The sequence below is a fragment of the Aeromicrobium sp. UC242_57 genome (assembly GCF_044452305.1).
Taxonomy (GTDB): domain Bacteria; phylum Actinomycetota; class Actinomycetes; order Propionibacteriales; family Nocardioidaceae; genus Aeromicrobium.
This window is the reverse complement of sequence record NZ_JBIOAM010000003.1, coordinates 194,954-213,838: the sequence shown is the minus strand read 5'-3', so window position 1 is coordinate 213,838 and position 18,885 is coordinate 194,954. Positions and strand designations below refer to the sequence as shown.

20 protein-coding genes and 1 pseudogene are annotated in these 18,885 nt (G+C 63.7%); 2 read left to right on the top strand and 19 right to left on the bottom strand.

What is annotated here, in order from left to right; genetic code table 11:
* Window positions 1–217: 217 nt before the first annotated feature.
* From ACHMWU_RS10680 to ACHMWU_RS10640, 9 genes are all read right to left on the bottom strand, one after another.
* Complete coding sequence (locus ACHMWU_RS10680; protein WP_396043556.1) at window positions 218–1,348, bottom strand: SDR family NAD(P)-dependent oxidoreductase; 1,131 nt, start codon at window positions 1,346–1,348, stop codon at window positions 218–220.
* Entirely contained in the window at window positions 1,275–1,973 is a 699-nt protein-coding gene (locus ACHMWU_RS10675; protein WP_396043553.1) for an ABC transporter substrate-binding protein, read from the bottom strand. The genes ACHMWU_RS10680 and ACHMWU_RS10675 overlap by 74 nt, the downstream gene beginning before the upstream one ends.
* A 68-nt stretch (window positions 1,974–2,041) precedes the next feature.
* On the bottom strand, window positions 2,042–2,359 hold the full coding sequence (locus ACHMWU_RS10670; protein WP_396043551.1) for a hypothetical protein: 318 nt from the start codon (window positions 2,357–2,359) through the stop codon (window positions 2,042–2,044).
* Window positions 2,360–2,369: 10 nt separating this feature from the next.
* Window positions 2,370–3,038, bottom strand: coding sequence for an NAD(P)H-dependent flavin oxidoreductase (locus ACHMWU_RS10665; RefSeq protein ID WP_396043549.1), 669 nt, complete (start codon window positions 3,036–3,038; stop codon window positions 2,370–2,372).
* A gap of 103 nt (window positions 3,039–3,141) precedes the next feature.
* Window positions 3,142–3,912: an enoyl-CoA hydratase-related protein gene (locus ACHMWU_RS10660; RefSeq protein ID WP_396043547.1), complete on the bottom strand. Its 771-nt coding sequence runs from the start codon at window positions 3,910–3,912 to the stop codon at window positions 3,142–3,144.
* 47 nt (window positions 3,913–3,959) lie between these two features.
* Window positions 3,960–4,889, bottom strand: a complete 930-nt coding sequence (locus tag ACHMWU_RS10655; protein ID WP_396043545.1) for an acetate--CoA ligase family protein — start codon at window positions 4,887–4,889, stop codon at window positions 3,960–3,962.
* Window positions 4,858–6,123: a CoA-binding protein gene (locus ACHMWU_RS10650; RefSeq protein ID WP_396043543.1), complete on the bottom strand. Its 1,266-nt coding sequence runs from the start codon at window positions 6,121–6,123 to the stop codon at window positions 4,858–4,860. The genes ACHMWU_RS10655 and ACHMWU_RS10650 overlap by 32 nt, the downstream gene beginning before the upstream one ends.
* Before the next feature lie 158 nt (window positions 6,124–6,281).
* Window positions 6,282–7,187 carry a flavin reductase gene (locus tag ACHMWU_RS10645; protein ID WP_396046642.1) on the bottom strand — a complete coding sequence of 302 codons (906 nt, stop codon included), beginning with the start codon at window positions 7,185–7,187 and terminating at the stop codon, window positions 6,282–6,284.
* A gap of 78 nt (window positions 7,188–7,265) precedes the next feature.
* Window positions 7,266–8,417: an amidohydrolase family protein gene (locus ACHMWU_RS10640; protein ID WP_396043541.1), complete on the bottom strand. Its 1,152-nt coding sequence runs from the start codon at window positions 8,415–8,417 to the stop codon at window positions 7,266–7,268.
* Between the two features lie 78 nt (window positions 8,418–8,495).
* Here ACHMWU_RS10640 and ACHMWU_RS10635 point away from each other — a divergent pair, with 78 nt between their 5' ends.
* Window positions 8,496–9,353, top strand: coding sequence for an IclR family transcriptional regulator (locus ACHMWU_RS10635; protein WP_396043539.1), 858 nt, complete (start codon window positions 8,496–8,498; stop codon window positions 9,351–9,353).
* A gap of 25 nt (window positions 9,354–9,378) precedes the next feature.
* On the opposite strand, the gene ACHMWU_RS10630 is transcribed toward ACHMWU_RS10635, so the two are convergent.
* From ACHMWU_RS10630 to ACHMWU_RS10595, 8 genes are all read right to left on the bottom strand, one after another.
* Entirely contained in the window at window positions 9,379–10,134 is a 756-nt protein-coding gene (locus ACHMWU_RS10630) for an enoyl-CoA hydratase/isomerase family protein (RefSeq protein WP_396043537.1), read from the bottom strand.
* 39 nt (window positions 10,135–10,173) lie between these two features.
* The gene (locus tag ACHMWU_RS10625; RefSeq protein ID WP_396043535.1) at window positions 10,174–10,542 is read right to left on the bottom strand and encodes a hypothetical protein; all 369 of its coding nucleotides are present in this window, start codon (window positions 10,540–10,542) and stop codon (window positions 10,174–10,176) included.
* A 32-nt stretch (window positions 10,543–10,574) separates the two neighbouring features.
* Window positions 10,575–11,219, bottom strand: coding sequence for an ABC transporter substrate-binding protein (locus tag ACHMWU_RS10620; RefSeq protein ID WP_396046640.1), 645 nt, complete (start codon window positions 11,217–11,219; stop codon window positions 10,575–10,577).
* 65 nt (window positions 11,220–11,284) lie between these two features.
* Window positions 11,285–11,920: an ABC transporter substrate-binding protein gene (locus tag ACHMWU_RS10615; RefSeq protein WP_396043533.1), complete on the bottom strand. Its 636-nt coding sequence runs from the start codon at window positions 11,918–11,920 to the stop codon at window positions 11,285–11,287.
* On the bottom strand, window positions 11,820–12,236 hold the full coding sequence (locus tag ACHMWU_RS10610) for a hypothetical protein (RefSeq protein WP_396043531.1): 417 nt from the start codon (window positions 12,234–12,236) through the stop codon (window positions 11,820–11,822). Before ACHMWU_RS10610 ends, ACHMWU_RS10615 begins: the two co-directional genes overlap by 101 nt.
* A gap of 279 nt (window positions 12,237–12,515) precedes the next feature.
* Window positions 12,516–13,343 carry an ABC transporter permease gene (locus ACHMWU_RS10605; RefSeq protein ID WP_396043528.1) on the bottom strand — a complete coding sequence of 276 codons (828 nt, stop codon included), beginning with the start codon at window positions 13,341–13,343 and terminating at the stop codon, window positions 12,516–12,518.
* Between the two features lie 161 nt (window positions 13,344–13,504).
* Complete coding sequence (locus tag ACHMWU_RS10600; protein ID WP_396043526.1) at window positions 13,505–14,131, bottom strand: ABC transporter ATP-binding protein; 627 nt, start codon at window positions 14,129–14,131, stop codon at window positions 13,505–13,507.
* A gap of 297 nt (window positions 14,132–14,428) precedes the next feature.
* Window positions 14,429–15,229 (bottom strand): alpha/beta fold hydrolase, encoded by an 801-nt coding sequence (locus tag ACHMWU_RS10595; RefSeq protein ID WP_396046638.1) that lies wholly within the window; start codon window positions 15,227–15,229, stop codon window positions 14,429–14,431.
* 579 nt (window positions 15,230–15,808) lie between these two features.
* Here ACHMWU_RS10595 and ACHMWU_RS10590 point away from each other — a divergent pair.
* Window positions 15,809–17,303, top strand: a pseudogene (locus tag ACHMWU_RS10590) (alkaline phosphatase).
* A 75-nt stretch (window positions 17,304–17,378) separates the two neighbouring features.
* On the opposite strand, the gene ACHMWU_RS10585 reads toward ACHMWU_RS10590, so the two are convergent.
* Together ACHMWU_RS10585 and ACHMWU_RS10580 are read right to left on the bottom strand one after the other, a co-directional pair.
* Window positions 17,379–17,900 carry an Ig-like domain-containing protein gene (locus tag ACHMWU_RS10585; protein ID WP_396043524.1) on the bottom strand — a complete coding sequence of 174 codons (522 nt, stop codon included), beginning with the start codon at window positions 17,898–17,900 and terminating at the stop codon, window positions 17,379–17,381.
* The gene (locus tag ACHMWU_RS10580) at window positions 17,831–18,838 is read right to left on the bottom strand and encodes an OmpL47-type beta-barrel domain-containing protein (protein ID WP_396043522.1); all 1,008 of its coding nucleotides are present in this window, start codon (window positions 18,836–18,838) and stop codon (window positions 17,831–17,833) included. The genes ACHMWU_RS10585 and ACHMWU_RS10580 overlap by 70 nt, the downstream gene beginning before the upstream one ends.
* Window positions 18,839–18,885 lie beyond the last annotated feature (47 nt).

Here is an 18,885-nt window from a genome sequence, read left to right as displayed (position 1 = left end):
GCGAAGCTCCCGGGATCAGACTGAGGGCAGATCGACCCGAGGACACGGGTGCTGACACGCTGCCATCCAGCTCGGAGCTCGGCCCAACGTTCGTTCAGCGGCTGGTCTGCCACGAAGGCAGCTGGCCCCTCCACCATGACGTTGACGCGCATCCTGCCTCCGCCCGCCGCGATCACGGCGCCGCTGCGGTCACAGCTCTGGTGAACCAGCCCGCCGATCACCGGTGCGACGTGGACCGGGTCCATGAGCTCGGCCAGCTCATCGCTGATGGCGCTTGTCGACATCTTGGTGCGGGCATAGGGGGAGACGGCATTGACTCGGATATCTGTCTTGCGTCCTCCGTGGCAAGACTCCTCACGAACCCGATCAGACCGGCCTTGGCACTGCCGTAGGCGGCCCGATCCTGCGCACCGAAGCAGCCCACGGCCGAGGTCGTCAGCACGATCCTTCCGTGACCTGTGCTCTCGAAGTGTCGAAGCGCAGCCAGCGCCGGCTCTACCGCACCCCAGAAGTTGACATCCAGGACTCGGCGAAAATCCGTCAAGTCGATCGCCGAGACCGACGCGGCGTGGCTCACACCCGCATTGGCCACCAGCGCATCGAACCGTCCGAACGACTCGAGCGCGGTATCGACCAGACGCTGACCTGCCTCGGGATCATCAACAGAGGAGTGCTCGCACACTGCCTCTCCCCCGCTGGCCCGAATCTCGTCAACCACGGCTTGCGCAGAGGAGGGCACGTCGGGGTGGACCCGGTTGTTGACGACAACTCGCGCACCTCGCTCAGCGAGCCAGAGCGCATAAGCTCGTCCGAGACCGTTACCTGCTCCTGTGACGACAACTACTGCACCGTCGAATTTCAGCCCGCTCACTTTTCGAACACGCCATCTCGAAAAGCTCGTGTCAACCAGTTCGCTGTCTGGGATGGCTTCCTTGAACGTCAAGATGTCTCCGGCGCCGTGCCACAGGTCTTGCAGGTACCGCGCCATCGAGACGCTCTCGCCCTCCAACGACATGTCGTAGACGAAGTCCTTCGACCACGTCAGCGGCGGCAGCGTCTTGAGCGTCGCTCCATCGACGCCCATGAACTCACCCAGAGCGTCGGTGACGTCGGTGCGAGATCTGTAGTCGCCCTGCATGTAGGCCTGCGAAGTGCGGGCGAGCGCCCGGATGATTGCCTTGCCAACAGCCGGATCTCCCTCGAGCAGGTTCTTGCCGAAGATCGTTGTCTGCGCGCCCGGTTCTGGAGTGCTGTAGCCGGTGAACACGAAGTCGTCACCGATGACCTCGGTCTGCGCCCCGCTCAATGACGCGATGTCGACAGCACCCTGCTGCAGAGCGATGACCATGTCTTCTGACGCAAGCTTGCTTGACCTCGACATCATCGAACGACCCACCGTTCTTGGTCAGCCACTGCGACAGTGTCACCATGGAGACCGTTGCCACTCCTGAAGCGCTGCCGACCTTCAAACCGTCCAGTGATTCAGGCATCTTGTCGGCCACCTTTTTCGACACCCACCATCCCTCGATGCTGTCGCCGTACGACGTGACGCCGCCAGGCGCGACGATTCGCAGGTCAAGTCCGGAGGCGACGCCGTTGAACAACGCAGCACCCGGTGATCCGACGATCACATCGATCTTGCCGTTGGCGAGCAATCCATAAGCGTCAGCACTGGGAAGCCTCTGCACCGAGACGTCGAGGTTCTCGCGGTCGAACTCGCCAAGTTTTTCGGCGATGCCGGGCAGCGCGAACGGCTCAAAAGGACCTGGCGGGGCAGCGATCGTGATCTTGGTCCGTTTGGCCAGTGGCTGCGGTTCAAGAACGGCGTCGTAGGTCCCGGCGCTCGACGAAGAAGCGTTCGTCGCGTCCGTGCCTGCGTCGCTCGTATCGCTCGAACCGCATGCTGCTGCACCCAGGAGGAGTGTCACCGCCGTGACACCCCCGAGCATCCGGACTACCTTGTTCTGCTTCATCAACCTTCTCCTTTATGAGCCTGACGAACCATTCGCCTGCCGCGATCGTGGCCGGCGCCCTGCTTTCCCTACTGGGCTGCGCCCACCAGCGAGCTGACGCGCCCCGCCGCGCGCTCCCTCGCCGTATCGAACTCCGCCCGCATCCGCGGAATCAGCTCGGCCACGTTCACCACGTCCCGAATGGAGCCGACACCCTGCCCAGCGCTCCAGATGTCCTTCCATGCCTTGGGCCGGCTCTCGGTCGTGAAGTTGACCGCCTCATCCGGCTCCGGCAGGTTCTCAGGATCGAGCCCGACTCGACGCATGCTCGGCTTCAGATAGTTCCCGGGCACCCCGGTGGTCCACGGGGTGTAGAGCACGTCGTCGGCGGTGGACTCCACGATCATCGACTTGTACTCAGGATCGACACCCGCCTCGTCGGTCGCGATGAACCGCGAAACCCACGTAAGCCAGATCTGCGCCCATGGCTAGTGCACCGTAGACGCCGAAACCATCCGAGATGCCACCCGCCAGAACCACCGGGCCGTCGTACTCGAACCGGAGCTCTCGCAGCAGCGCGAAGGGACTCAGCGATCCCGCGTGTCCCCCAGCGCCGTTGCAGACCAGGATCAAGCCATCCACACCTTCGGCGATGGCCTTGCGCGCGTGGCGCATGCTGACGACGTCGTGCAAGACGTGGCCGCCGTAAGCGTGGACAGCATCCACCACCGACGCGGAGGGGCCCAGTGACGTGATGACCAGAGGCACCTGCCGATCGAGAACCGTCTCCAAGTCGTGTTCGAAGCGATCGTTGGCCCGGTGCATCACGAGGTTGACCCCGAACGGTGCGACGGGCGCACCAGGATGTGCCGCGGCGAAGTCAGCGCAGGCAGCCGAGATCCGATCGAGCTCAGACCCGAGAAGAGCCGGATCTCGAACGCTCCGAGTCGGCATGGTCCCCACGACACCCGCCGTACATTGAGCGATGACCAGCTCAGGCCCCGATGCGATGAACATCGGTGATCCGATCACCGGAAGCGCAAGCCGCCCAGCCAGTGCTGCAAGCAGACCCGATGGCTCCTTCATCTAGACCAGCCGCCCGTCGGCATCGTACTGATCGGGCTCACTGACCCGAACGAGTCCACGGCCGAAGACCTTGTCCCTGCGATCGCGCAGGACCGCCACGACGTCATCGGGCGCCGACGCCTTGAGCTCCAACGCCGACGGCGCGAGATGCGCACGAACATCGTTCGCGGGGGCCAGGTTCAAGACACTGTTGACACCTTGGAAGCTCCAGACCGAACTGCACGATGCGCTTGTTGGCAGTCAACAGGTGCGGATCGATAGCGCTCATACGCCGCATGAGCCCGTGCACCTCGTCCTCCAGCGCTTCCCTGGGCACGGACTTCAGCACCAGGCCGATCTTTGCTGCGTCCTGTCCACTGATCGAGTCGCCGGTCAAGAGCAGCCGCTTCGCCCACTGCGGCCCCACGTGGTAGAGCCACATCGGCACCGGCGGACTACCCAGATCCCGGGTGGCCGGGAACCCGATCATGGCATCGTCGGCGGCGATCACGATGTCGCAGACGAACGCCAAGTCAGTCCCACCGGCCAGACAGAACCCGTGGACCATGGCAACAACCGGCTTGCGAATCTTCAGGACGTCCATGATCGGCTGAGCCGACTTCTGAACTCGCGCCAGATCCGCGTCGAACCCACCGTCGGTGACCGAGTGCGAGCCGTAAGAATCATCGGCTTTGCCCTTCAGGTCATAGCCTGCGCAGAAGTCTCGGCCCTCGCCCGTGATCAGCATCGCATGCACCGACGAGTCATCATCGGCCGCTTGCAGGTGCTCGAGCAGCTCGTGCAGCAGCTCGCCTGACAATGCGTTGCGGGCATCGGGACGGTTGAGGCGCAGCTCGACCCAGCCGGAGTGGTCGATTCGCAAGACGTTTGACATGTGGTTATCCAATTCTCGTGGCGTGGAAGCGGGAGGGTGAGACAGGCTCAGCCCGTGGACGCCAGCGAGACCAGGGCGTCGACGGCGACGACGCCGGACGCCGTCACGATCAGGGGATTGACCTCGATCTCCGCGATGTCGTCGTGGGCACTGAGAAGATCGCCGAGTCCGACGATCGCCTCGACGACGGCCTCGATCTGAGACTCATCAAGGCCGCGGACTGACTGGACGAGGCGACCGTCGGCGAGCCTGCACAGCAGACGTCGAGCCTCTGCGCTGCTCACCGGGGCCAAGGTCAGGCCACGCAGCTGGATGATCTCGGTCAGCACTCCGCCCACACCGACGCTGATGATCGGGCCAAACAACGGGTTACGCAGTCCACCGCAAATGAGCTCGATGCCCGGCGGGATCATCTCTTGGACCACAAACGCCGTCGTGGCACCATCGGGTGCCAACGTCTGTGCGATCGAACGGAGTCGTTCGAAGGCGACGCGAACATCGGACTCGGTGTTCAACCCGAGGATCAGCCCGCCGTGCTCGGTCTTGTGGGGCATCCAGTCGGCGTCGATCTTGAGGGCGACGGGGCCGCCGATCTTGCCCCAGCACAAAGCAGCCTCGTCCTCGTCGATGACCGCGAACTCGCTCGGGAACCGGACACCCGCCTTTTCCAGCAGTGCTCGGGCTTCGCTCGAGGACGCAACATGGGTATCGTCGGCCATGGCCGACAGTCGCGACGCAGTCAAGACTTCGTGATCCTCCGACAGGATCTCTTGGCGCCTGGTCTCGAAACGAGACATGACGGCGACCATCTCGAGGGCCGCCTCCGGGTCGTCTGTTGACCGCACACCTCGCGAGGCCAGATCAGTCACGATCTCGGGATAGTGGCTGTGCGCCACCAAGACGTTCGACGAGGAGTTGCCGACCTCCTCGAGCAGATCGAGAAGGTCAGTTCCCTGGGCACGGGAGACGTTGCCCATGACGACAGCGTCGTACTCGGGCGCGGCCGTGACCGCACGGACCAGAGCTTCGTAGTTCTCCGGCTCGTTGATGATCTGTGCGGTGTGGTCGATGGGGGTTGGCGATCGATCCGATCGCTGGCACCAGACGTTCGAGAGTCGGCCTGAGCACAGGGGAAGGTGCTGCGAGGTCAAGTCCCGCAGACTCCGCTGCATCCGCCATCATGACACCGGTGCCACCGCTACCGGTGAGGATGACGGTCTTCTTTCCCCCGATGCGCGTGCCAGGCGCAAAAGCCTTGGCGTAGTCCATCATCTGTCGGATCGAATGGACCCGGATGATGCCGGCGCGGTCGAGCAGTGCATCGACCATCGCGTCGGGAACTGCCATCGCTCCGGTGTGGCTGACGGCAGCCTTTCCCCCGGAGACCGACGACCCCACCTTGAGCGCCACGATCGGCTTGCCGAGCTCTGCCGACCGCAGGCCGGCTGCCAAGAGACGATCGGGGTCTCGGATGCCTTCGAGGTAGGCCAGAACGACGTTGACGTCGTCATCGTCGATGACATGCTCGATCAGCTGAGCGCAGGTCACACCCGCCTCGTTGCCCGTGGTGGCCAGATACGACGATCCCACACCGCACAGCTGCGCCTGCTCGAACAGCGAGAGACCCACAGCACCGCTCTGGCTGACGACAGCGGTCGCACCGGCGCGCATCGGGATACCCATGAGACGCACGAACGACGCACGCATCTTGCTGGGAAGGCTGATCACTCCCACACAGTCGGGACCCACCATCGGTACTCCGGCAGCCGTCGTCATCCTGACGAGCTCGTCCTGCAGGACTCGTCCTTCTTCTCCGGTCTCGGCGAAACCAGAGCTGATGACGATCAGGCCCTTGACGCCGCGCTCGATGCAGTCCTGGACTGCGGGTACGACTGTCTTGGCGGGTGATGCGATGACGGCAAGATCCGGGACGTAGTCGATCGAGGCAATCGACGAGACCGCCGGCACTCCTTGGACCTCGCTACGGTTCGGGTTCACCGGCGTGATGGCACCTTCGAACTCCTTGAGCAGGTTGTTGAGCACCAATCCACCCAGACGACTCTTGTCATCGGAGGCGCCAATGAGCGCGATGGTCGATGGGTTGAGCAGGGGGCGTGAGGTCCATACCTCGTCCTCTCTTCGTGGTGAGACGGGCTGCGCAGATACACACCTGCGGACCCGACGTGACGACCGTCTCACTGAATAACTCATGTGTCAAGCAAATAGTTAAGATGATTTTGCCTATTGAAAAGCCAGCTGCGAATGCTCCCTGTCGCCGCTGGGGTGCGCCCGGGCATGACCCAGCACCCGGCCCGCCTTGGCAATACTCTGCCGAAGGCGAACCGGGTGAAGTTCCGCTCGCAGACTCTCTACGCGTCTGGTGCGAGCTTGTCGAGCAGGTGCTCCAGCGTCGAGAACTCCTCAGGGGCAAGCTTGTCCTGGAGCCGGAAGTGCGACGCCTGGGAGACCGCGATGATCTCGCTCAGCAGCCTGTTCCCTTGGGTTGTCAATCGCACCAGCCCGGCGTCGATGTCGACGATGCCGCGCCTCGCCATGTCGTCGACGGCGTCTACGCTGAGACGCGCGCCACCACGTGCTGCCCGCCGCTGCAATGACTCGATGTCGCAGCCGTCCCCGAGGCCAAGAGACACCAGCACCGTATAGTCCCTGCCGCTCAGCCCGCGGACCGAGCACTCTTGCCTCAGCTCGCGGAAGGCATCGCTGTAGACGCGACCAAGTGTGTGCCCGATGAAGTAGCGCCCGAACTCGCCGTCGTTGTCGAGACGCGCCGGCACCTCTCTCGGCGGTACCGACAACACCCGCCGGTACTGGCCGCCATGGAAGATCAGCGGCGGGCTCACGGCAGATTCGAGATCCAGCACCTCACCCACGAAGATGGCGTGATCACCACCTTCGTACTCAAAGGTGGTTCGACACACGAAGCGTGCCGCGCACCCCTCGATCAGTGGCACGCCCTCCGCAGACAAGTGATAGGCCAAGTCGTCAAAACGGTTCTTTGAGCTGGACGCGAACCTGTTCGACACTTGCTCCTGATCCGCAGCCAGAATGTGCACACCCCAGTACTTCGCCTGACGGAATGCCGGGAGCCTGCGGCTGGTCAGGGCCAAGCTCCACAGGACCAGCGGCGGCTCGAGCGAGACCGAGTTGAAGCTGTTGACCGTCAGGCCCACGGGCTCACCGTCGAGACCAGACGCAGTCACCACGGCGACACCCGTTGCGAACGAGCTGCATCGCGTCTCGCATGGCCCGCGGATCGATCACCTTCATGCTGGCCGGACCGTCCACCTGGTCAATTGGGCCATGTGCGCTGTCTGACAACACCACCACACCGGTCAGCTTCCCAGCGGCGGAAGGTTCCACAGACGCTCTGCAGTTCCGCCCACCACCTTCTTGCCATCCTCGTCGCCAAGCACGTTGAAGATCTTCCGGATCTCCGAGCGAGAGCTTCCAAAGATGCCCTCGGCGTGCGGGTAGTCGCACGACCACAGCAAGTTGTCCGCCATGTCGTAGTCACGCGCCAGCTTCAAACCCACATCGTCGGACATCATGGCCGCGTAGCACTGACGCTTGAAGTAGTAGCTCGGCAGCTCCGCCAGCTTCGGCTTCAATTGCGATTCGTACGTGCGGTAGACCCAGTCAGCATCTTGGAGAGTCCAGGGGACCCAGCCGAACCCGCCCTCGAGGAACACCACGTTGAGATCAGGGTTCCGTTCCAGGATGCCCGAGAATGCCAGGAGCGACCACAGCGGCCGATAGGGTCCCAGGTTCTTCGTGAGATTGGCGCCCGTGGCGCCCTCGCCCCGGAACTCAAGGTAGGCACCGATGTGGAACATCACGGGGATGCCGCTCTCGGCGATCGCCTCCCACATCGGCTCCATCTTCGAGGAGTTGTACGGAACATTCTTGGGAGCTGAGGGAATCTCAAGGGCTCTGATACCCAAGTCCTGCATCATCTGCAGATAGTCCCGCGTCGCCTCCGGCTGGTAGAGAGTAGGCAGGATGCCGACTCCGACCAGCCGGTCAGGTGCGACGGCACAGTACTCGGCCAGCCACTCGTTGTAGACGGTCATGCAGCGCGCGAAGAACTCCTTGTCCTCCATCCGCACGAGGGACATTGCGCGCGAGTGGAAGAACAAGGAGGTGTCGATTCCCTCGGAGTCCATGTCTTTGAGACGTTCGTCGCGGTCCCACATCCCTTGACGACCTTCGCCGAGCAAGGAGTCAAGGCCGGGCACGTCGTAGCTGGCCCCTTCCACCTCCATGTGAAAGCGCTTGTCCTCGTCGACCCAGAGCTTGGGGGCGCGCAGCTTGTCGGCGCCCTTGAGGCGGTTCTCCCACAGATGCATCTCTTCCATGCCGTGGTCGTCGACTGAGACGACTCTCGTGCCGGTGGGCGGACGCCATCCATCATCCTCGGCTGTTTCCCGGTCCATCGGCCATGCGACCGGATCGATATCGCGCTTCTCAGGTACTACCGACGTCATCTGTCTACCTCTCTATCGCAACCGCTGTGCACATAAGTTATTCGTATTTGTGTCGAAACTAACCTGTATAGTGAATTCATGTCAACAACAGATGGCACCGAGACAGACGCATCGGCCACCCGAACCCGGTCCTCCGACAAAGATCCACGTGACCGCCAGATCGTCGCGGCACTCGCCAAGGGCCTCGAGGTGCTCCGCTGTTTTGAGCGTCCTGGCGAGGAATTGACGGTTTCTGAGATCGCCAGGCGCGTGGGGCTGACCCAGCCAACCGCGTGGAGGCTCTCCCACACCTTGGTCGAGCACGGATACCTTGTTCGCAGTGTCGACGGAGCCGCTCTGCACGTTGGCATGCCCGCTGTGATGCTGGGCTATGCCGCCGTTCGCGGTTTGAGCCTCCTCAGCCTCGCCCAGCCCGGGATGCGCGACGTGACACGTCGAACCTCCCTGACCACCACTTTGGCGATGTGTCATTCCGAAGAGATGTTGTCAATTCAGCAAGTCGACGGCGAAGTGGTCGTCACAGAATTTCAAAGCGGTTGGCGCACCTCTCTGACGTCGACCACGAGTGGGCTCGCCGTGCTCGCGCGGATGAACGAAGCCGACCGCAAGGAGTCGATGCAGCGATTGCGCGATCGAGACCTGGATGCGTGGCCACGACGTGAGGAGCGCATACTCAGTGGTATCGCGCAGCTCGAACGTGACGGCTTCGTCCGCCGCGATGACATCGCAGGCGGCAGATACGCGGCCGTGGGAGTGGCGATCGTGGAACATCAGCATCACGTGAACGGCATGTCCCGTCGCTACTGGGGCCTCAGCTGCGGAGGCCCGCAGGCGCTGCTGCACCGCACTCAGCTCGAGTTGGCGGGCGAAGAGCTGATCCTGCTGCAGAACTTCTTGCAATCGGCCCTCGACATCCGCGCCGGCCTGACGCCATGATCTCCGCGCCGCCTCCCGATCGGGCTCATTCCGCGCGCCTGATCGACTGAGCGAGCAGCTGGCTGCGCGCTTCATTCCGTGCTGACTCGGCGATCGATGCCGAACTGACCCCTGCCCAGAACAGCTGCTTGGTCAGCTCGAGACTTCCCTCGGGCCGTGCGCTTACCTCCGCGGCAAGCTGCGCGACGCGTGCTGGCAGCTCATCGTCGGCAACTGTCTCCCCCACCAAGCCCCATTCCGCCGCTACGTCAGCACTGACCGTCTCAGCAGCAATCAGCATGCGCGCAGCTCGCTGCGAGCCAACGATCCGAGGCAGGAGCTGACTGATGCCGAGCTCCATGTGAACCCCACCCGTGTTGACGAAGCCGTTCACGAACGATGCGCTGTGCCCTGCAACAGTCAGATCCGCAGCCAGCGCAATCGACAGACCTGCCCCCGCCGCCGGGCCGTTGACGGCCGCGATGACCACCGGGCGCATCGTGCGCATCAATGACGTCAGCGCGAAGTACCGATCAGCGTCCCGGGCCTGTGCGCGCACCTCGTTGTGGTCCGCTGCATTCCAGGGCGACGTCGTCTGATCGCCCCGGTCGTGTCCCGAGCAGAAGCCACGCCCTGCCCCCGTCAGCACGACGACCCTGCACTCCGGGTCAGCGTCGGCGCCCTTCAAGGCGGCCTCGAGCTCGGCGACCATCTCGAACGTGAAGGCGTTCAGGCGTTGCGGACGGTTCAGTGTCACCGTCAAGACTCCGTCGACCGGCCCCTGCAGCTCGATGTCACTCATACGTTCTCTTTTCCTGGGTCTGGTTTCCCGGTCATGGCGCTACTTCTTGATCACGGCGTCGAGGAACGACTGGTCGTAGACCTGTGTCCTGGTCAACGGCTGGGTGTACTCGATGACCCCACCCACAGCCAAGAAAGTCTCCTGGATGAGGGAAAGGTAATCCGGTGTGCCGGCCGGCACACCCTCGAGCTCGTAGCCGATCGCCAGGTCCGGGTCCCACACCAACTCAGAGCCACTGCTGATGGCGTCCTCGCTGGTCTTGAACGCTGCGGCCATTGCCTCGACGGTCTCTGGATCCTCCTTGTATCCGGGTTTCAGGTGGTCCCTGACGGTTCGTGCGGCGGCGCGGATGAGTGCCTGACCAACCTTCGGATCCTCGTCCAACATGTTGCTGCCGAACAGCAACACCGACTGCGCGTTGAGCGAGACCGCCGGTGCGATTAGCCGATCTTGTTGCTGTCGCTGAACTGCCGTTCATAGGGCACCCCAATGGTGCCCATGTCGACCGCGCCGTTCTCCATGGCCGCTCCCACGTCGGCGGACGGGATCTGGACGAACTCGACGTTCTTGATGTCGCCGCCATGCTCTTTGAGCCACCGTGCCAGGACTGGCACCGTAGATGCTCCCGCACCGATGGCCGAGCCGACCTTGACCTTGTTCAGGCTCTCGGGCATACCTGCAAGAAGCTCCTTGCTCGCCCAATAGCCCTCTTGGGACTCCCCTACTCCTGTTGCTCCAGAAGCTGCCACAATCTTGACGTCGACGCCGTTGCTGATCGAGTTGAGCAACGCTCCGCCGACCGAACCCCACACTGCATCCAGGCTGCCAGCCTCAAGTAGGCCGATAGCGTCCGCAGTCAACAGCGACGGTTCGAACGTCACATCCAAATTCTCCCTGTCGAACTCGTCGAACGCCTGCGCAAGGAACGGCACCGAATTCACCTCGACAGGAGCACTGGCCGCGATCGTCACTTTCGTTCGCTCGGCCAGTGGCTGGGGTGCGAGGGTGTCGTCCGCCGCGTACGTGGTCTCAGTCTTGGGAGCGCTGCTGTCGCTACCACCGCACGCGGAGGTAGATGCCAGCATGACCGCCGCGGTCAGAACCACACGTCCGCATCGAAACCTCAAGCCAGATTCTCTCCCCATGAACCTCATCTACCCATCACGGCGTCGGCGAACGAGGTGTCGTACACATCCGCCTTGGTCAAGGGCTTGGTGTAGTCGATGACGCCGCCGACTGATGCGAACACCTGCTGGATGAGATCGAGGTACTCCGGTGTGCCAGCAGGCGCACCCTCAAGCTGATAGCCGATCTGAAGGTCACTACCCCACGTCAGCGGAGGTCCGCTCTTGATGGCGTCATCAGTGGTCTTGAAGGCCTTGGCCAGAGCCTTCACCGTGGTCGGATCCTGCTTGTAACCGTCCTTGAGGTGATCGCGACTCGTTCGCGCGGCGGCGCGCAGGATGGCCTGTCCCACCTCGGGATTGTCCTTCAGCATCGAGGAGCCGAACAAGACGACCGACTGCGCGTCGACCGAGATCTGCGGAGTCACGAACTCGATGCTGTCGCTGTCCTTGAACTGACGATCGAAGGGCGCACCGATGTAGCCCATGTCCACAGCGCCGTTCTCCATGGCTGTCCCGATATCGGCAGACGGGATCTGAACGAATTCGACGTTCTTGATATCACCGCCGTTGGCTTCGAGCCACAACGCCAGCACCGGCGCGTGGGAGGTACCCGCACCGATGGCCGAGCCCACCTTGATCTTCTTCAGGCTCCCGGGCATGCCTTTCGAGAAGGCTTCTTGTTGGCCCAGTAGCCTTCTTTCGACTCCCCACCGTTGTTGCGCCGGCGGGCGCCACGACCTTGACGTTGATGCCATTGTTGATCGAGTTGAGCAGCGCTCCGCCGACCGATCCCCACAAGGCGTCGAGACTTCCGGCCTCGAGCAATCCGATGGCGTCGGCAGTCAGCAACGACGGTTCCGCTCTGACGTCGAGGTTCTCCTTCTCGAACTCTCCGAACGCCTGAGCCATGAACGGCACAGCCAGTGTCTCGACCGGTGCGGCCGCAGCCAGTGTCACCTTGGTGCGCTTGGCCAACGGCTGGGGCCTGAGGATGTCGTCCGCGGCGTAGGTGGTCTCGACTTCGGAGCCGAGCTCTCGTCACTCTCGCTTCCGCCGCACGCGGCGGAAACCGCCATGACGGACGCCATGGCGAGGACCAGCAGTCCCCGCCGAGCTCGGCCGCTTGAGATGGTGCGCATGTTCATCACTGCTTTCTGCACTTCGAGGTGATTGGTCGACGGTGTGGCAGGAATTGTCATGTCAACGACCGCCGCTTGGACTTGGAGTCGTTCCACGGCGTCAATCGCCTGCCAATCATGGTGATGATGGTCGTGAGGGCGACGCCCAGCAGGGAGACCCAGATGATTCCGACGTACATCGTCTCCAGTGCATCAGATTTCTCGCATTGAAGATCATGAACCCGAGCCCTTGCCCGCCGATCACGAACTCACCTGCGATCGTTACGAGCACCGAGCTAGACATCGCAATGCGGAAGCCGACGAAGAGCATGGGAAGCGTGGCAGGCAGATAGATCTGGCTCAGCATCTGGCGACCGTTGAGGTCGAACGTGTGCGCAGTCTCCAGGTAGCCGTTCGGAATCGAGGACACTGCCTCCATCGTCTGGATCCAGACGTAGAAGAACACCGTGACCGAGACCAATGCGATCTTCGGCGGATCACCAAATCCCAACGTCAGCAAGAAGATCGGAAGAAGCGCAAGCTTCGGCACAACATAGAGCGCCGACAGCAGTGGTTCGAGTGCCGCGCGGATGAGGTGGGTCGTGCCGCAGGCGATTCCCACGACCAGCCCCGCACATGAACCGATCACGAAGCCGGCGAGAATCACGCGCAGCGTCTGCCCGGTCGCATCGATCAGCTGACCCGACTGAGCGAGGTCGATCCCCGCAGGGAATATCTTCGACGGAGGTGGGAACAAGACTTCGGAGATCCAGCCCAGGCGTGACGCGGTCTCCCACAGCCCCAACAAGATGACGGGGACCGACACTCCCAGCACGATCTCCAGCGCGGTGAGTCGCATGCGGCGCCGGTCTTGATCGTCCAGGGAGCCGTGTGGCTTCCTGATGACGTGCACGACGTCTGGTTGAGCAGAGCCTGTGTGTGGATCGAGCACAGCGTTCTTCATGCGGCCTTCTCCTCGCTCAGACGCACCTGCGATCGCAGGTGCTCCCACAGTTCAGTCCGGATGGCCGAGAACTCAGGGCTGTCCTTGATCGACGCATCTCTGTCACGTCCGAAGGGGATCTCCTTGGTCTCGGTGATCGTGCCCGGCCGGGAGCATCATCATCACCCGGTCACCAGAAGCACAGCCTCATCAAGGCTGTGGGTGATCAGCACGACGGTGCGCTCGCCCGCTCGGCACAACTGCAACAGCTCCTCCTGCATCACTTCGCGCATCTGGGCATCGAGCGAAGCGAAGGGCTGATCGAGAAGCAGGACTTCGGGATCTACGGCGAAGGCACGTGCGATCGCTACACGCTGCCGCATGCCGCCAGACAGCTGACTGGGATAGGAATTCTCGAAGCCGGCAAGCCCTGCGCGCTGGATCCAGTGCATCGCAATGTCGCGAGCCTCTTTGCGCGGAGTTCCGCGCATTCGCAAGCCGAATTGGACATTCGCAATCACGGTCTTCCACGGAAGAATCCCGAAGTCTTGAAAGACCGTCGATATACGGGTCTCGCTGGAGCCGGTGAATGACAGGTCGACCGTGCCGGCGCTCGGCGTGATCAGTCCGCCGAGAATTCGCAGGAATGTGGACTTCCCGCAACCAGACGGTCCTACGACGCTCATGAACTCGCGGTCACGGATGTCCAGATTGAGCGGGCCGAGCGCATGCACCCGACCCTTCGCACTATGGAAATGCACCTCAAGATCCGAAACATGTATGCGCGGCTGTTCAGCGTTGTCGCTCAAAGGTCTGCCTTTCACGCGGTACTTGGAGGGCGATCAAGCAGCCAGAGGTAGGTCGATCGCCACTGTGAGTGAAGTCACGATCATGACATGTGAATGAGTTATACGTCAACAGGGTGAAATGATTGTGCCAGATACCGGCAGCTCGCCGCCGGAGTGGAGCAGTCAGAGCGCTCGAGCACCCACACCACGCATCGGGCGCGCAGAACTGCCCGATCAGCGACATCCTGATCGGGCAAGCCAGCTACGGCATTTAGACGACTTCGGCGTCTCGTGATCCGGAGCCTTGACCCACGGTCGTCAAGACAGCTTCGATAGCTTCCGCACATGCTTGCGGTGCGTCGAGCGGGACGTGGTGATAGGCGCCGGCAATACCGATACGCGGGACGTCTCGCCCGGTCCGGCGGGCAACATACTGGCGCTCGCGTCGCTTGCCAGCTCACTGAGCTCACCGTAGATGATGCCGATCGGGCACTCCGTTCCGGCGATGGCTGCATCGATGTCGGCGGCGGTGAACGGTTGCCCCAGGTTCGGGTCGAACTTCCAGCGCCAACCCTCGGCAGTGTGGCGAAGCCCGTACTCCGCAACGGTCTCCAGCAGATCGGGCGAGGCGCTTGTCCCCCGCGGGCGAAGCCGGAAGTTGGACAACCCTTCTTCACGCGTCGGGTAGTAGCGGACCGCTTTGCTGTCAGGTGCACGAAAAGGCTCAGAATCGAGCCGAGAGTCGACCAGCACCAAGGCCTTGACGTGTGTCGGTCTCGTCGATGCCAACAACGCGGAGATGTGGCCACCCATGCTGTGAGCAACGACCACGGCCGGGCCTGCCGCAAGATCGTCGATGACGGCAGCAATCTCGTCAGCCCAGTCAAGCGGGCTGTACGCCTCGCGATGGTCGCTGTCACCATGGCCGCTGAGATCGAGGACAGCGACGTCATGTCTCTTCTGCAGGTAGGGACCACCCCAAACCACCATCCGATGTGGCCAGCTCCACCGTGGACCAGCACGAGCGGCGTACCGCTCCGCTGGCCGCCGCGGCGATAGGCGATCCGGGTTCCGTTGACTCGAATGACGTTCAACGTCATGTGACTGAGCGGCATCGATCGACCAGCAGCGGTCGGCGAAGAGTCCGGCGTCATCTCAAGGCCCTTTCGTCGGTCGCCCCCACCAGCTTCTTCAGGTCGCCTATGAACTGGTGACGTGACAGTAAGGAACGAAAAGTTAAATACTTGTACCTTATCGCCCTCCCGCACGACCTCACAGGAAAGGTCGCTTCGAAGAGCTCAGCGGATACGACGATCGAACCGCTTCCCCGGTCAGTGATGTAGGCGGCCTGCCAGCCGTCACCGCGGTCGAGGACGCTCTCCTAGCTGATCACGGGCAGCTCGGCGCGCTCACCAACGGTCGACCTGCGTTCATCTGTTGGAGCTCGTGAGTTCGTCGTCTGGCCCACTGGCCACGAGACGTTCTCAGCAGACCCACACACAACAAGGATGGATCTCATGTCTCGCACAAGAAAAGGACTGGTCGCCGCCGGCGTCCTGGCCCTCGGCGGCCTCGCCATCGGCAGCGCCGTCCACGCCGTCTCACCCGGCTTCACCAGCGATCGCTCCGCTGACCTGGCCGCCGCGATCGACCCCGCGAAGCCTCGCAACGTGATCCTGCTGATCGGCGACGGCACCGATGACTCGATCATCACCGCCGCCCGCAACTACCAGGGGCGCGGACGGCAGATTCGCCCTCGACGAGCTGCCGTTCACCGGAGCCATGACGACCCACGGCCTCAAGGTCGGCGCCGGCCCCGACTACCCGATCGCCTACGTGTCGGACTCCGCTCCGACCGCCAGCGGCTGGTCGACCGGCAAGAAGACCGTCGACGGGCGCCTCTCACAGGGTCCGAGCACTGCCGCGAACATCGCGGGAACCGACTACGACACGGTCCTCGAGATCTACAAGAAGCAGGGCAAGCTCACCGGCAACGTCAGCACCGCCGAGATCACGGATGCGACGCCCGCAGCGGCCGCGTCGCACATCAACGCTCGCGCGTGCCAGGGCCCGGCGAACATGGCGGACTGCCAGTCGGCTCTCAAGTCCGCTGGCGGCAAGGGCTCGATCGCCGAACAGCTCGTCGACAACGAGGTCGACGTGCTCCTGGGCGGCGGCAAGAACCGCTTCAACCAGACCCTGGCCACCGGCGGAACAGTCCTGGACTACGCCACGACCACCAAGGGCTACCGGACTGTCGAGGACAAGGCTGGTCTCGACGCGTTGACGTCGCTGGACGGCGGTCCCGTCCTCGGGCTGTTCACTGGCGGCAACATGACCCCGATGTACAACCCGCTCGTCGCTGCCGCTCCTCCGGGCACGGGTAGCCCCACCCAGAAGTGCACCACGGCAGACCGCGGCGACCAGCCCGACCTGTCGACGATGACGGCCAAGGCCATCGAGGCTCCTGGACAACAAGAAGGGCTTCTTCCTGCAGGCCGAGAGCGCGATGGTCGACAAGCAGGAGCATGCGTCCGACATCTGCGGCGCAATCGGCGATCTGGTCGAGCTCGACAAGGCCGTGAAGGTCGCTCTGGACTTCCAGAAGGAGAACCCCGACACGCTCATCATCGTGACCGGCGACCACGCCCACTCCACCCAGATCGTGGGCGGCACGGGTGACGGACGTCAGACCGCCACGCTGCAGACCGCCGACGGCGACCCGATGACGGTTGCCTACTCCACCGCAGCATCCGGCTCCAACCACACCGGCAGCCAGATCCGCGTCGCCGCCTCGGGCCCGCAGGCAGCCAACGTCACGGGCACGATCGACCAGACTGATCTGTTCGCGACACTGCTTGGACGCACGCCGAGCAAGCTGCCGACGAAGCCCCCGGTCACGGCCAAGCCCGCGAAGCCTGCTGTGGCGTTGATCGCCGACAAGAAGATCTCGGCCAAGAGCCTGCGGTCGTCGGGGCTGAGCATCTCGACCAACGTCGCCGGAGCCACCTCGGTCAAGGTGTCGCTCACCAAGAGCGGCAAGACCCTGGCGTCGAAGACGCTCAGCAAGACCGGCAAGACCTTGCGTCTGAAGGTCAAGAAGAAGGTGTCTGGAACTGTGAAGGTCGTCGTCGTGGCCCGGGGCCCCGGCGGAATCACCACCAAGACCGTGAACGTCACAGTCAGGCGCTGACCGCGAAGCACAGCTGATCAAGAAGCGCAGGGTGGGTGCGTCCGGCGAACCGGACGCACCCACCCTTTCGTCGAGCTAGCGGAGGCGGATCGACACCGCCTTCTTGCTGCCGCCGACTCCCTTCGTGCCGCGATAGACGACCTTCAGGGTGTGCTTGCCCTTCGCCGTCGGACGGAAGGTCGCGCTGGCCTTGCCCTTCTTGAGGGTCAGGGTGCGCACCTTCTTGCCGCGGTAGTAGACGTCGACCCGGCCGGTCGGCGTCACACCTGTCGCCTTGACGGTGACGGCCAGGCGAAGCTGTTGGCCAGGCGCAAGCGACCTGCGGTTCAGCTTCACGGCGGTCTTGCTGACCGCCGAACGCACCGTGGAGGTGAGCGTCGACGTCGCCGCTCCCGGCGCATGCCCGGCCTTGCTCACCAGTACCTGGACGCTGACCCGAGCACCTGCGTCAGCCGGCTGGAGGCGGTAGGACTTGCCCGAGACGCCCGGGATGATCCGCCCGTCGCGCAGCCACCGGTACCGGTACGTCAGGCCGGCGACGTTCCACGTGCCGTTCTGGGCCGTGACAGCCCGACCGACCCGCGGAGTTCCTGACACCGAGGGCAGGTGGTCGCCTTCGGCGCCGGCTTGATGGCCGGAACAGCCGCCACCTCCAGCGTCTTGACGTCGGTGACGTTGCCCGCCACATCGGTGGACCGGTACTCGATGGTGTGCGCCTTGCCGTCCACGGCGAACGGCGCCGTGTAGGGCAGCCACTCGTCACCGTCGATCCGGTACTCGCTGGCGTCAATGCCGGAGAGCGCGTCGCTGGCCACGATCGTGACCTGTCGATCGCCGCCGAGGCTGGCCTTGACGGTCGGCACCGTGGCATCGACCTTGACGGCAGCCGAGCCGACGACCCCGAGACGCTCACCCTTGACGGTCTGGAACTCCAGCAGGGTGAGTCCCTCGTCGAGCGCGAACGGACCGTCGTAGTCGATCCACTCCCCCTCGTCGACGCGGTAGCGGACCGCGTCACCGTCGTCGCTGGCCGTCAGCGTGACCTTCGCGCCTGCACCGTGCCAACCGTCCTTGCCCTCGTTCGACACCTCGGCCGTGGCCACGGAGTCGAGAGGCCCGCCGGGCACCTTCAGCTCGCCGACCTCGCTCAGGTTGCCGGCCCGGTCGGTGGCCCGGTACGTGACCACGTGGGCTTCCTGGTCGAGGGCGATGGGCCCGTCGACGACCTGCCAGTCGCCGTCGCCGAGCGCGTACTCGATGGACGAGACCCCGGAGAGGACGTCCTCAGCGGTGATCGTGACCTTTCGGTCCTGGTCGATCGAGGCTGCGGCGACCGGCCTGGTCGCGTCGACCTTGGCAGTGACGACCTGGGCGAGGCCCAGCGCGCCGTCGGATGCCGTGGCCTGGAGCTCGACCGTCGACGTGCCCTCGGCCAACGGAACCGGTTCCGCGTAGGTCGTCCACGCGCCCGTTCCGATGCGGTAGCGGATCGAGGCACCGGGCTGCGACGAGAGCGTCAGCTCGCGCACCGGCACCGTGCCATCCCTCTTCGCCCGGCTTCGAGATCTCCGCGATGACCTTC

What these genes read in the sequence shown, in the direction of transcription:
- ACHMWU_RS10680 (WP_396043556.1), bottom strand. Translation starts at nt 1,348, where the DNA reads ATGGTCATCGCTCTGCAGCAGGGTGCTGTCGACATCGCGTCATTGAGC.
- ACHMWU_RS10675 (WP_396043553.1), bottom strand. Translation starts at nt 1,973, where the DNA reads ATGAAGCAGAACAAGGTAGTCCGGATGCTCGGGGGTGTCACGGCGGTG.
- ACHMWU_RS10670 (WP_396043551.1), bottom strand. Translation starts at nt 2,359, where the DNA reads ATGATCGTGGAGTCCACCGCCGACGACGTGCTCTACACCCCGTGGACC.
- ACHMWU_RS10665 (WP_396043549.1), bottom strand. Translation starts at nt 3,038, where the DNA reads ATGAAGGAGCCATCGGGTCTGCTTGCAGCACTGGCTGGGCGGCTTGCG.
- ACHMWU_RS10660 (WP_396043547.1), bottom strand. Translation starts at nt 3,912, where the DNA reads ATGTCAAACGTCTTGCGAATCGACCACTCCGGCTGGGTCGAGCTGCGC.
- ACHMWU_RS10655 (WP_396043545.1), bottom strand. Translation starts at nt 4,889, where the DNA reads ATGGGCAACGTCTCCCGTGCCCAGGGAACTGACCTTCTCGATCTGCTC.
- ACHMWU_RS10650 (WP_396043543.1), bottom strand. Translation starts at nt 6,123, where the DNA reads ATGAGTTATTCAGTGAGACGGTCGTCACGTCGGGTCCGCAGGTGTGTA.
- ACHMWU_RS10640 (WP_396043541.1), bottom strand. Translation starts at nt 8,417, where the DNA reads ATGACGTCGGTAGTACCTGAGAAGCGCGATATCGATCCGGTCGCATGG.
- ACHMWU_RS10635 (WP_396043539.1), top strand. Translation starts at nt 8,496, where the DNA reads ATGTCAACAACAGATGGCACCGAGACAGACGCATCGGCCACCCGAACC.
- ACHMWU_RS10630 (WP_396043537.1), bottom strand. Translation starts at nt 10,134, where the DNA reads ATGAGTGACATCGAGCTGCAGGGGCCGGTCGACGGAGTCTTGACGGTG.
- ACHMWU_RS10620 (WP_396046640.1), bottom strand. Translation starts at nt 11,219, where the DNA reads ATGCTGGCATCTACCTCCGCGTGCGGTGGTAGCGACAGCAGCGCTCCC.
- ACHMWU_RS10615 (WP_396043533.1), bottom strand. Translation starts at nt 11,920, where the DNA reads ATGCCCGGGAGCCTGAAGAAGATCAAGGTGGGCTCGGCCATCGGTGCG.
- ACHMWU_RS10605 (WP_396043528.1), bottom strand. Translation starts at nt 13,343, where the DNA reads ATGAAGAACGCTGTGCTCGATCCACACACAGGCTCTGCTCAACCAGAC.